Annotated in this window: 12 protein-coding genes and 2 pseudogenes; 9 read left to right on the top strand and 5 right to left on the bottom strand. The window is 33.1% G+C overall.

Features of this window, described 5'->3' with window-relative positions; genetic code table 11:
* Positions 1-74: 74 nt before the first annotated feature.
* The gene (locus BM350_RS14810) at positions 75-581 is read right to left on the bottom strand and encodes an SMI1/KNR4 family protein (RefSeq protein ID WP_090911392.1); all 507 of its coding nucleotides are present in this window, start codon (positions 579-581) and stop codon (positions 75-77) included.
* A gap of 407 nt (positions 582-988) precedes the next feature.
* Positions 989-1,543: an undecaprenyl-diphosphatase gene (locus BM350_RS14815; RefSeq protein WP_090911390.1), complete on the bottom strand. Its 555-nt coding sequence runs from the start codon at positions 1,541-1,543 to the stop codon at positions 989-991.
* Between the two features lie 274 nt (positions 1,544-1,817).
* On the opposite strand from BM350_RS14815, the gene yqeK reads away from it, so the two are divergent.
* From yqeK to BM350_RS14830, 3 genes are all read left to right on the top strand, one after another.
* Entirely contained in the window at positions 1,818-2,429 is a 612-nt protein-coding gene (gene yqeK, locus BM350_RS14820) for a bis(5'-nucleosyl)-tetraphosphatase (symmetrical) YqeK (RefSeq protein WP_090911388.1), read from the top strand.
* Positions 2,430-2,432: 3 nt separating this feature from the next.
* Positions 2,433-2,621, top strand: a complete 189-nt coding sequence (locus BM350_RS14825) for a hypothetical protein (RefSeq protein WP_090911386.1) — start codon at positions 2,433-2,435, stop codon at positions 2,619-2,621.
* A 232-nt stretch (positions 2,622-2,853) separates the two neighbouring features.
* On the top strand, positions 2,854-3,417 hold the full coding sequence (locus tag BM350_RS14830) for a GNAT family N-acetyltransferase (protein WP_090911384.1): 564 nt from the start codon (positions 2,854-2,856) through the stop codon (positions 3,415-3,417).
* A 406-nt stretch (positions 3,418-3,823) separates the two neighbouring features.
* On the opposite strand, the gene BM350_RS14835 is transcribed toward BM350_RS14830, so the two are convergent.
* Positions 3,824-4,243, bottom strand: a complete 420-nt coding sequence (locus tag BM350_RS14835) for a hypothetical protein (protein WP_139207564.1) — start codon at positions 4,241-4,243, stop codon at positions 3,824-3,826.
* 861 nt (positions 4,244-5,104) lie between these two features.
* Here BM350_RS14835 and BM350_RS14840 point away from each other — a divergent pair.
* Positions 5,105-6,274: a serine hydrolase domain-containing protein gene (locus BM350_RS14840; protein ID WP_090911382.1), complete on the top strand. Its 1,170-nt coding sequence runs from the start codon at positions 5,105-5,107 to the stop codon at positions 6,272-6,274.
* Between the two features lie 210 nt (positions 6,275-6,484).
* Positions 6,485-6,679 (top strand): annotated as a pseudogene (locus BM350_RS14845) (IS4 family transposase); the annotation flags it as partial.
* A 122-nt stretch (positions 6,680-6,801) separates the two neighbouring features.
* On the opposite strand, the pseudogene BM350_RS14850 reads toward BM350_RS14845, so the two are convergent.
* A pseudogene (locus BM350_RS14850) lies at positions 6,802-7,546 on the bottom strand (amidohydrolase family protein).
* Positions 7,547-7,924: 378 nt separating this feature from the next.
* Here BM350_RS14850 and BM350_RS14855 point away from each other — a divergent pair.
* The 4 genes from BM350_RS14855 to iscB all read left to right on the top strand — a co-directional run bounded on the left by BM350_RS14855 (position 7,925) and on the right by iscB (position 11,687).
* On the top strand, positions 7,925-8,584 hold the full coding sequence (locus BM350_RS14855; protein ID WP_090911378.1) for an SMI1/KNR4 family protein: 660 nt from the start codon (positions 7,925-7,927) through the stop codon (positions 8,582-8,584).
* A 120-nt stretch (positions 8,585-8,704) separates the two neighbouring features.
* Positions 8,705-9,124 carry an SMI1/KNR4 family protein gene (locus tag BM350_RS14860; RefSeq protein WP_090911377.1) on the top strand — a complete coding sequence of 140 codons (420 nt, stop codon included), beginning with the start codon at positions 8,705-8,707 and terminating at the stop codon, positions 9,122-9,124.
* A 357-nt stretch (positions 9,125-9,481) separates the two neighbouring features.
* Positions 9,482-9,946, top strand: a complete 465-nt coding sequence (locus tag BM350_RS14865; RefSeq protein WP_090911375.1) for an NUDIX domain-containing protein — start codon at positions 9,482-9,484, stop codon at positions 9,944-9,946.
* 493 nt (positions 9,947-10,439) lie between these two features.
* On the top strand, positions 10,440-11,687 hold the full coding sequence (iscB, locus tag BM350_RS14870; RefSeq protein WP_090911373.1) for an RNA-guided endonuclease IscB: 1,248 nt from the start codon (positions 10,440-10,442) through the stop codon (positions 11,685-11,687).
* A gap of 88 nt (positions 11,688-11,775) precedes the next feature.
* On the opposite strand, the gene BM350_RS14875 is transcribed toward iscB, so the two are convergent.
* A complete protein-coding gene (locus BM350_RS14875; RefSeq protein ID WP_090911372.1) occupies positions 11,776-12,111 on the bottom strand; it encodes a hypothetical protein in 336 nt (111 codons plus the stop codon).
* Positions 12,112-12,263 lie beyond the last annotated feature (152 nt).

Below are 12,263 nucleotides of genomic sequence, written 5' to 3' on the forward strand. Positions count from 1 at the left end.
GTTCTCCAAAACGACAAGGGAGTACTTCAAAATCTTAGCTTGATGGGCATTAGCTGCACCTCTAAAAGAAAAATTTAATCTTCATATGGATCTTTTTCTACAACCTTGGAGGCTAATAATAAATTAGAAAACTTATCAGCAACTAATTCTCGATTTTCTATAATTTCGTCTGTTTCTTCCCCATAATCATGAACTAATCTATATACTGGCGGATCTTCTCCTTCATGAATACAAATAAAATAAGGATTTCCGGTATGCATAAGACAGGAGCCAATAGAAATATAACCTTTTTCAAATACAGCATACCCAGGTATAGCTTCAATAGTTTCCATTATCATTTCATCTTTATCTAAAAGTAACATTAAAGACATTCCATCATCATCTTCAGAAGGTAAAAATTCTTGCCAAATTATTTTACTGGCACAAAGAGGAGTTGTTCTCATTAGATCTGTTAACCATTCTGGTAACAAATTCATTAACTTAGACTGTAATTCTTCTATTTCTTCTACAGTAGCAATTTTACCCGATGTAAGACTATTTTCTATCATATATTTAGCTGCATCAAAAACTTGTAGACTCATATGTATTCACCCTTTGTTATAATATGATATTTTATATATTACATTATTTTTAGATAAAACCTTTAGTTTTAATTATTATGAACATATATCTTATTCTGGTAAGTTTTACATAATCTATTATTACGGAATATTGCGTGAGATGTTGGTTGTGTGCAACGAACCAGTAAGTAACTAGTTCGTTATCACCTTAAAATTTGGTATGCTAGACTGTTTCTGATTCTAAGAGCGGTCTTAACATTTTACATAATAAAAAGGGGATGCGCCATAGGTCAGTTACACTGACTCATGGGATATCCCCTTATATAGCAAATTCATTATTTTTATCGCTAGATTATATATCATTTAATAAACTATTATTTAGCTTTTTCACCACATTATCGGAACTACTAAAGAAAATCTAATAGCTTCTATTTTTGAAATAAGGAATAACTCGTTATTTTGTTTATAAGATTCATTTTCATAATTCGATAGTGGACAAGTAGTGCAGTACATACTCCAAGGATTATCCCTGCCAATACATCTAGAGGATAATGTACACCAACCCAAATTCTTGAAAAAGCAATACCCATTCCAAAAATAATCCACATAAATGTATTTCCTCTACTACATAGCCAAATTGTTACAGTAATTACGAAAGCAGCTGTAGCATGATCACTCGGGAAAGAAGAATTTGCAGTGTGATCAACTAATTGTTTAATATGATGCGAGACGAATGGTCGATCGCGATAGAAAAACAGTTCAATTACTCTATTTATAGTAAATGCTAAGGAGCATGCGAATAAAGCTTGAAATACTGTCACTCTATTTTCTTTATTTGTAATCCATAAAACGAGTAATGCAACAATTAAAATGTACTGGGCATACTCGGCGAAAAAAATCATCATTTTATCTAGAAAAGGGTATTTATAAACATACGAGTTGATCCACTGAAAGATTTCATAATCGATAGACTGTAAAACCATTGAATAAAAACACATCCTAACATTTGATAAAGCATTTCTCTATTTTTACATAATATCAATTACTGATTATTGTTTAAAGGACGGATTGTAAAAATAAATGACATAGGAGTTCTATTTTTTGTAGCAAATAAAAAGAAAAATACATTTGTTAGTGTGTACATGGCTTTATATAATCTTTATTTAAAAATTTCATGTACCGTAATGAGAAGGGATTTTTTTATATTTCTAGAATAAAAACTAAGTAATTATAAGCATTTTTAAGGGGGATTATAGAATGAATCAAATGATACACTCTATTTCTTTAACAGGAGATTGGGAGCTAGATATTCAACATATGCTAGAACAATATAATAAACCTCACACATATGAGCACTCTGTTAGGGTAGCGAATGAAGCAAAAAGAATTGCCAAGAGATTTGGATTAGATGAAGCAGCAGCAGCGATTGCTGGCTATCTTCATGATATTAGTGCCATTATCCCAAATGATGAACGTATTCAAGTGGCAGAAAAAATGCAAATTGAAGTATTACAAGAAGAAAGAATATTTCCGATGATTATTCATCAGAAAATATCAAGAAGAATTGCAGAAGATATTTTCAAAGTGAACAATGAGGGAATATTAGATGCAATTAGCTGTCATACAACATTAAGGAAAAATGCGACACCTATAGATATGGTGTTATTTGTTGCAGATAAGATTGAATGGGATCAAAACGGGACACCCCCATATATTGTAGAAATAAAAGAAGCGTTAGAGCAATCATTAGAACACGCTTGTTTTGCATACATTTCATACTTATGGGAGCGAAGAGAGAATTTAAAAGTTATTCATCCATGGCTTCAGGATGCTTATTTTGATCTAAAAGTGAAACTAGAAGTTGAGTAAACGATGTTACACATACCTTCATCTTTCAAAACGACCATACAAGATGTTCACGGAGAACGAGGGCAGCAATGGATTGAAAATCTGCCAAGTACGATTCAAGAGCTTGAAGAAAAACTATCACTACAAATCATTCAAACGTTCCAAAATCTTTCTTATAACTATGTAAGTATAGCTCAAAAGAAAAATGGATAAGAGTTGTGTTAAAACTCGGTGTACCACGTGAGGAATTGGACAACGAAATAGAAGCGCTTCGTTATTTTCAAGGAGAAGGGGTAGTGACACTACTTGATTTGACTATGGATTTTTATTATTAGAATATATAAAACCGGGTATGTCACTTGCGCATATGGAAAATGAAGAAAAAGCAACGACTATTATAGGACAAACGATGAAAAAACTTTGGAGAACTGAGGAGTGACTTTCGATGTGCAATGTTGAGATAAGAAGACCGCGAATGAAAGACATTGAAGAGCTAAATCAATTTTTTAGTACAACTATTAAAGATACGTTTGCTAGAGAAGGCTTATCGGAACTACTGGATGATATAGAAAATGAAATTGAAAGTAAGAAAGAATATTTGAAATGTGACTTTGATAGCAATGGGAAAAATCGATATTTTTTGATAGCTACAGATACAAATTGCAACAAAGTTATCGGTACAATTGAATATGGCCCAGCTAGTGAACTAATTAACAGCTGCACAAATAAAGTATTAAAAGATTTACCTGAGATAGGAACTGTGTTTGTACATCCAGGTTATCAAAGGCGTGGTATAGGAAAATTACTTTTAAATACGATGTTTCTTACCTTATTAAGCAGGGGAATTCAAGAATTTTGTTTAGATAGCGGATATACAAATGCACAGAAGGTATGGAAGGGGAAATTTGGAGAACCTGATTATTTAATGAAGGATTATTGGGGTAATGGGTATGATCATATGATTTGGAAGAGATGTATTGATGATATACCAATAATATTTAGTAAATGAGTAGGGTGAGTTTTGATGTAATGCTACATCACCATTAATCTGGATTTATATAATTTTAGATGGGAGTATTCATTTTTTCTAGATGTCTAATTTTTGAATGTACAAGGTAACAACAATTGATTGAGCATGTATAAGCGAGCAACTTAAGTGCGAAAAAATATTAACATTTTTAGAGGACACTAGAAAGGGTCTATTAACAGGGAAATTACTAGTGATTATAATTTTGAACAATTAAATTGTGGGAATAAAGAGGGACAAGGGATTTTTGATAATAATTTTCAAGGCTTATCCATGGTTGATACATGGAAACCACTGCAAATGAGGGAGAACCAACTGATTTATTAAGCACAATACCTCCTATTTTCACAAAGAAAGCAGATAAATAAAAAGAGGGATTTCCCTCCTTTTATTCATTAGTAACACTAAATAATACACCTGTAGTAGCTACTTGATTTTTTGAATTTATTGCTTCCACTGCGAAATGATGAAAAATATTTTGATCCTCTTTAAAGTTCCACTTAAATGAAAATTTACCATTCTTACCCTCAGAAATCCCAATTAACTTTCTTTGATTATAAGTTGCTGTTCCTGTCGGAATTAAATAAAATTTAATCCTTTTGGCATTTTTAGCTGTAATACTAACAGTTAGAGTTCCAGCTGTTTTAGGGAGGGATATCCAACCGTTTTTAATACCGTAGGGGAAAGTAGTAACCTTGTCTATTGTAACACTTTCAAGTTCACTGGCGAATGCTTTAGAGAAACAGGTGGGATTAGAAAATACAATTGTTATTAAGAGAAGAAATAATAAATGCTTTGAAAGTTTCAATTAACACCCTCCAGTTCTTGATGTTTAATTATGATTTCATAATCTTCTTGAATACATATTCCACATATATTTTTTATTTTTCGTAAAATAAATTTTATTTATCCCGCATTAACGGACAGTAAGACCCCGATTGGTTCAACTAACCATCAGTGGGAGATGAAAAAACTCTCCACTGATGGAAGTTTCACTTTATCCAAAGAGACCTATTTTTCTTGCAAATTCCCTTTTTTAAAGATATCGTTTTTGATTCTACATGATCTTAGCGTGGGGTTTTTTCGATTTGCTGGCGGTATTCCATTGCTATCAAGTTAAAGTTTTAATATACCCCTTAAATGAACATTTTCTTTTTCTACAGGTAGTTACTTTGAAACAGAATCTTTAATATTTAAAGGACGAAAAAAGAAACATAGAAGCGAAAAAACCTCTATGTTTCTTTTTAATTAATATATTTACTGGAAAATATTTCTTTTCCGGCACAGATCCTCCTTATACCCTATTATAGAAGCTATTTTGAACGTAAGTAATTTGTAAGGAATGGGTAAGAAAAAAGAAAGTTTCATTGTGTATGATAAAAATATAACGAGGCGTGAAAGGCGGAACAGATATGACGTATATATGAAAAACAAACCAGTTAACAAGAGTATTTCAAGGAAAATAAGTAATTTCTGGGGTTAACTTACATGTGAAAAAAGAGGAATTTATCGCTTGTTAGGACAGAATGGCGTTTGTAAAACAACAATTATAAAGATGATTACAAACTTAATGATGACATTTTGTCATTGGTGGAGACGATAGCTGTGTGGTTAGTATGAAACAGCAAGCAACCACCTATACAATATGAATAGAAGAGAGGGATGCCTTATGAAAACACGTAGTCAAATTACATTTGCAAGTCTGGCCTTTTTAATAGCTGGAAGTTCCCTGTTATACACAACGCCAACCTCAATTGTAAAAGCAGAGCCCACTCAAAATGTATCTAGTTCGTTACAAACAAGCACTCAACGAGATCGTAATTCCGTCAAGCAAGCAATGCGGGATACATTGCAACTTGGATTTCCGGGGATACTTGCTAAAACTTCCAAGGGTGGAAAAACGTGGAGTTATGCCGCTGGGATAGCGGATCTGAGAACCAAGAAACCAATGAAAACAGATTTTCGCTTTCGTATTGGCAGCGTGACGAAGACGTTCACCGCAACGGTTGTACTTCAATTAGCTGGAGAGAACCGCTTGAATCTAGACGACTCCATCGAAAAATGGTTGCCTGGTGTCATTCAAGGAAATGGATATGATGATAAACAGATTACTATCCGACAGATATTGAACCATACAAGTGGTATCGCTGAATACTCAAGGTCAAAAGACTTTGATCTTATGGATACAAAAAAATCGTATACGGCTGAAGAATTAGTAAAGATGGGGATTTCTCTTCCCCCAGACTTTGTCCCAGGAAAGGGCTGGTCTTATTCAAATACAGGATACGTATTACTGGGTATCCTTATTGAAAAAGTAACCGGAAACAGCTATGCGGAAGAGATTGAAAATCGGATTATTGAACCACTTGAATTGTCGGATACATTCCTACCTGGCAATTCAAGCGTTATTCCAGGCACCAAGCATGCACGTGGATATTTCCAACCAGACGGAGCAAGTGAGCTAAAAGACGTTACTTATTATAACCCAAGTATGGGTAGATCGGCTGGAGAGATGATTTCTACTGCTGACGACTTAAACAAATTCTTCTCTTACTTACTCAGTGGCAAATTACTGAAGGAACAGCAACTAAAACAAATGCTTACTACAGTTCCTACAGAAATAGCTGAATTAGGAGAATGTGGTCTTGGAATCTTTGAAACTAAGCTTCCAAACGGTGTCTCGATATGGGGACACGGAGGTAGCATTCCAGGGTTTCTTACTTTTGCTGGAGGTACACTTGGAGGCAAGCATACGTTGGCCGTCAATTTGAACAGCATGGGTAAAGCTAACAGTCCTGACCCTTTTAAAAATATTTTACTTGCTGAATTTAGCAAGTAGGCAAAAAGGAAAACCGGATAAATTTTGTCATATTTTTTATAGTTAAACATATACCTTTCTGGTTCAAAAACCCCCAACTTACTCTGAAAAATAAATTTGGGAATTTTGGTGGCAACCCAATGCTATTAAGCTAATAAAACAAAATCCTCCCTAAAATGAAAAAATGCGCTATTCTTTCTGTAGAATCATAGGAAAGGGTGGCGTGTTTGTATGTCTATTTCTGTATCTGATGAATTACAACTATTTGCTCAAGAAATTCAAAAGTTTTTATCCCAAAATATCTTACGAGCTCTTTCTAGAGATAATGGTTTTGTGCAACGAACCAGTAAGTACTAAGCAAAAGATTTATTCGCTTTATGTGTATGGATGAGTCAAAATGTCGCAACGACTTCTTTAACTCATTTAATATTGGTCTTAAGATGGGAAAACATATTCAGAATCAACCGATCGTAAAAAATTTAGAAATGTTAACAAAACCAGAAATAGATTATAAAAATATGAAATCTATTTATTCAACTTTCGTGCCCTTATTCTAGATACCAATCAAAGGCATTTTTATAAAGAATTTTTTTTTACGGCTTCTTCTTCAAAGTTATTTTTAATCAACTCTATATCTGAATATTGGAACGGTATCTTTGCCCTTGTTGAAGGTAGGTCAGTTCCAAACATTAACGCATCAGGATTAATCGAATAAATTGCTTTCATTGCTTCAGCAGCATCAAAGTCAATCCTTCCAAATCCAGTAGCTTTTACTCGAATACCTTTCTCTACTAAAGTTAATAAATTAGGGAAACCTTCTTTTGATAAACCTAGATGATCAATTGATACTTTTGGTAGTTTTTCTAATATATTAGTTATCTCTGGTAAGGCATTTGAATTGATATAAAGTTCTGTGTGCCAATTTACTAATTCATATACTCTTCTAGCAAAATTGTTTAAACATGATATATCCTCTGAACCACCTCGATTTACATTAAAACGAAGTGCCCTAACACCTTTCTCATTTAATTTAATGATTTCATCATCTGATGTATCATAGGGTAGCTGTGTGACACCAACAAAGTTCTTTCCTAATGTTTGTAATGCATTTACTAAGTAAGTTTGATCAAACTTTTGAAAGGAACCAGAGACAATTGCCCCACCAGTTACATTTAAATTGCTGACAGTTTGTAAATAATCTTCAGACGTAAATGGATCTGGCATATATCCTTGATTTTCGTACAATGGAAATTTTGGATCAATAATATGTAAATGTGTGTCAAATATTTTCATAGGTTTACTCCATTCAAACTAATTTATAAATAAAGCATAGCCTGCTTTTTTCCAGAAATAAATTTGTTATTGATTATTAAAACCTATAAGTATATCTAATTGAATAACGATAATATAACGGATGTGAAATAAAGTTCCATTTTACCATCAATATTTTTAAAAAATTTTATTATTCACGAACAATTTATACACAAAAGATATTAAGAAAGAGTTAGAATTTAATGGGAAGTGTTTATAATTATTAATAATTTTCTTGGTTAAAATTTTAAAAATGAGCCGTTCTGTTGGAATATGTAGATTTTAGTTTTTTAAACTCTTGACCTATAAAATAGAAAGTAGATAAGCGTATAAATATTTTAATGGATTAGGAGGATTTAAATGATAGACTTTCAAAAATTATCGACTTTCGAATTTTTCGAATTATTTCCTGCGGTTGATGAAGCTGAGATTGAAAAGACTGAAGAACGAATGGGGTTAATAATACCGAACTCTTATAAACAGTTGCTACAGTACACGAATGGATTTGTAACTGACGAGGGTGTGATTATATTTGTTATTGATATAATTAATGAAAGAAATACAACATATGAGGTACGTGAATATGCGGAAGGGTATATTGCTGTAGGAAGTAAAGGTGGAGGAAAGTTTCTATTAATGGAAGCAAACGAGGACGCAACTGAATTATTACAGGTTGATTCTGGGGTCATGAATCCGGCTTTTGCTACCACGGTAAGCGAGAATTTTGTAAAGTGGATAAATGATGGAGCGATAGATGTTGAATGTGTGAATGAAAAGCAAGAAATGCACAAAGAAAAGCTTTGCAATCTTATATTAATTCGTTCGCCAATCGGAGGAGTTGTAGATTTAAAGAAGATACAGGAGGTATTTCACATTAAAAGAGGGTTATTTGATTTGTTAAAGGGATCAAAACAGTTACCATTTGTGTTGATGAAGGACATTCCTGTTGAGTTGGCTATAAAAAACTTAAAACAGTTAGGTGAATTAGAGGAGATATTAAAAATCTCTAGTGTTGATTAACTAATTATATGTGGAAAAATTAAAATGGATTCATATAGTTTGTTGTTAACGATGAAGCGTGTTGTGTCGTTAAATTAAAAGGTTGTATTGCCAAAATACGTTTAGGAGAAAGGAGATTTTATGGGATTAAAAAAGTGGCTTTTTTCAGATGAATCTTTAGATGAACAAGAAATTATTGAAGTTGAAAGGTTATTTGGATTTAAACTTCCTGATGATTATAAACAATGTATAACGAAAAATAATGGAGGGTTTCCGGAGCCCAATACCTTTGATTGTGATGATGGAAGAATTGAAGCTGTTTTCAATGATTTGATTAGTTTTACCGATGAAGATTTAAATATAAAAATGTTTTCTGAATTTTTATCACAAAAATTATTTCCTTTTGCTAGAGATCCTTTTGGAAATTTACTATGTTTTGACTATAATGACAATGCGGACTCGCCTAAAGTTGTTTTTTATAATTGCGAAGAAACTGGAAGTACATTAATTACCCCAATATGTCAGTCATTTACAGATTTATTAGATAGATTATATTCTTAAAAATAAAACGAACACTAACAAAAAGAAAAGTGGGCGAAATCAAATTTAATCCTAAAAGCTCTCTTCGTAATAGATAGATTAAAAAAATAAAACTCTATCTACTATAAAGAGATTATTTTAGGTTGAAAAGAATTTACTGAATTAAATCTTGAAACGGTATCGGCATAAATATTTGATTTTTCGAAAGGTTATAATAATGTAGATGGATTTTTGTAAATAGTAGATAACGTAACGATTAAAGAATTTGGCTATGATAGTGTTGAAGGGTTTAAGAAAGTAGTAGGACACATAGATTAGTATTTAAACATGTCACATTACAAGCGTGTATAAAAAAATAAATGGTAGGAGGGAAAAGGTTTGCAAAAACCATTTCATCATTTAGCAAGGGGAATCTTTATAAAAGATAATAAAATATTACTTGCACAAGCCAGAGGGTATACAAATACTTTTTTACCAGGCGGTCACATTGAATTTGGGGAGAGTGCAAAAGATGCATTGATAAGAGAGATTCAAGAAGAATTAGGAATTAGATGTACAGTAAATAAATTTCTTGGATTAGTTGAACACAAATGGGAGAAAAATGGAGAATTACATTGCGAAATAAATCAAGTATTTGAGGTTAATGGTAATGAATTACCAAATAATTTAAAGTCTAGCGAATCACATCTTAAGTTTTTTTGGTGTGATGAAAAAGATTTGGATGATAGGAATTTACAACCTTATCCATTTAGGAAACTGATTAAAGGTTACTTAAACGGAAGAAAAGACGTTTGGTGGGAGAGTTCATTAAATTCAGAAATTGATGATTCAAACAGAAACTAAACTTTTTTATTCTACTAATGAGTACTTTAGTTTAATAAAATGAGAGAGGATAGCACATAATAGTCATGTATAATATGTGTTATCCTTTGTTTTTCGAAATTTTTTATAATTCAGGTCTTGATAACGTACAATTTTCTTTTTTGATTTGTACTTACATCCCAGAGTGGCCCCTCATACTTTGAATCGTTTTCGTCTCCCTCATATAGTTACATCAGAACCAATTAGTCCTATATAGTCAACTACTCACCACTTAAACGCTAACACGTTTTGAAGTGGGGGCTTGAAAAAAGCTCTGGTTGTCTAGCCTCAGTCTTTTGTGGACTTCGTTCGTAGGTTGCATACCCAAGAATGATTCCCTAGTTCTTAGCTCTATGGTGGCTCTGTAACAGTTCTGATTGGGAAGGAACGGTCAACCACAAGCCTTCTTATACAAGAAGTTGCCAACACCTACAAACATTGGCGAAGGGAAACAAACTCTTAGGAGGGACAAAACATGCGTGTATTTGTCAAGAATTTAAGAGGAGAACCGCTTATGCCTTGTAGTTCCCGTAAAGCCAGGCTTCTTCTCAAGCAAGGAAAAGCAATGATTGTCGGATATACTCCGTTTACAATCCAATTACAATATGCTACTGGAGAAACGGTACAACCCGTTACAATTGGTGTTGATAGTGGTGCAAAGCATATCGGCATTGCGATTACCACTGAAGACAAAGTGTTAGCAAAAGGAACCATTGAGTTACGTCAGGACGTCAAAGAAAACCTTACACTGAGAGCCACATTACGCAGAGGTAGAAGACAGCGAAAAACAAGGTATCGCAAAGCACGTTTCCTCAATCGGAAAAAGAAAGAGGGATGGTTACCGCCATCGATTCAAAGCAGAGTGGATAACCAAGTTCATTGGATTGAAACTTTTTGTTCATTATTACCATCTCCAAAAGTGATTGTCGAAGTAGGAAAATTTGATGTACAAAAGCTAAAAAATCCCGATATACAAGGAACAGAATATCAACAAGGAGATGCTTTTGGTTTTTGGAATACAAGATATTACGTATTTGCGAGAGATAACTATACGTGTCAAATTTGTAAGAAGAAAGGTGGCATTTTGCATACGCATCATATTATCGAACGCTGCAAAGGTGGTTCAGATATGGAAGATAATCTTGTCACAGTACATGATGAATGCCATCAAAAATTTCATCAAGGGAAACTCAAACACACTTTCAAGAAACCAAAACAATATAAAGAGACTGCTTTTATGAATATATTGCGGTTACAAATCATGAATCATTTAGATTGTGACATTACGTATGGCAGTTACACCACGCTAAAACGAAGAGGGTTAGATTTATCCAAAACACATGTAAATGACGCAATTGCGATTACCAATCCAACACACATACAAGAATATGATCAAAGCGGTGAATTTTGCATCAAGCAATTTAGAAAGAAAAAACGTTCCCTGCATGAAGCAACCGCAAGAAAAGGGAGGGAAACAAAGAATACAAATGTAAAACGGAACAAGAAAAACACACCATATGTAGATGGAATCTATTTAGGTGATAAAGTGAAAGTATTTGGACAAGTAGGATTTGTGGCAGGGTTTACAGGGAAAATGGTATACGTACAAGATATACATGGACAATATATACAAAATCCGGCTAAATCTTATAAACAAGTGAAGGTATCAGATATAGAACGTATACACCATACGAACAATTGGAAGTTCTTACAAATCAGTTAGGCTATACCTAACCGAAATTCATCCCCACCTTATCACTGGGCTCTTGCCTGTCACGCACTTGAAGATGGGGACTTCTTTCGGAAATACGTTAAAAATTGCAATACCCGATGAGTGGACTTGATGAACCTATTCTAAGAAAATAATCAGGAATATAACCATAATCTTGATGACCACCATAACCATGATCATCAGCATAGGCCCAAACCTTACTTCCCATGTAATTCTCACTATTTACGTAGCAGTATAGGGAAATGGTATTTCCAGCTGGAATTATTTCTTTTTTACTGCTTATTGCTGGTATAGAATACATATTCAAATCCTTTTTTACTTGATAAAAATCTGCATATGTTACTGTTTGATTAGAAAATAAAATAGATCCAGATATTGCAAGTGAGAAAACAGAAAATAACACTTTTTTAAACATATGTCTCCTCCTATTAATAAATTTGTAATGCCTACAGAAAATCTCCTCATGTTTATAATGATGTTATAGATTGCTTGGTATGCATTAGGGAAGAACTCTTACGAGGTACAAGAATTAATAGTTTTTATACTTTAACATACATGCTCTATAGT

The organism is Bacillus sp. 103mf, from assembly GCF_900116295.1.
GTDB lineage: Bacteria > Bacillota > Bacilli > Bacillales > Bacillaceae_G > Bacillus_A > Bacillus_A bruguierae.

Bases quoted from the DNA above. Each gene is read 5' to 3' on its own strand.
- BM350_RS14875 (WP_090911372.1), bottom strand. From the start codon at position 12,111: ATGTTTAAAAAAGTGTTATTTTCTGTTTTCTCACTTGCAATATCTGGA.
- yqeK (WP_090911388.1), top strand. From the start codon at position 1,818: ATGAATCAAATGATACACTCTATTTCTTTAACAGGAGATTGGGAGCTA.
- BM350_RS14840 (WP_090911382.1), top strand. From the start codon at position 5,105: ATGAAAACACGTAGTCAAATTACATTTGCAAGTCTGGCCTTTTTAATA.
- BM350_RS14860 (WP_090911377.1), top strand. From the start codon at position 8,705: ATGGGATTAAAAAAGTGGCTTTTTTCAGATGAATCTTTAGATGAACAA.
- BM350_RS14815 (WP_090911390.1), bottom strand. From the start codon at position 1,543: ATGGTTTTACAGTCTATCGATTATGAAATCTTTCAGTGGATCAACTCG.
- BM350_RS14855 (WP_090911378.1), top strand. From the start codon at position 7,925: ATGATAGACTTTCAAAAATTATCGACTTTCGAATTTTTCGAATTATTT.
- BM350_RS14810 (WP_090911392.1), bottom strand. From the start codon at position 581: ATGAGTCTACAAGTTTTTGATGCAGCTAAATATATGATAGAAAATAGT.
- BM350_RS14830 (WP_090911384.1), top strand. From the start codon at position 2,854: ATGTGCAATGTTGAGATAAGAAGACCGCGAATGAAAGACATTGAAGAG.
- BM350_RS14825 (WP_090911386.1), top strand. From the start codon at position 2,433: ATGTTACACATACCTTCATCTTTCAAAACGACCATACAAGATGTTCAC.
- iscB (WP_090911373.1), top strand. From the start codon at position 10,440: ATGCGTGTATTTGTCAAGAATTTAAGAGGAGAACCGCTTATGCCTTGT.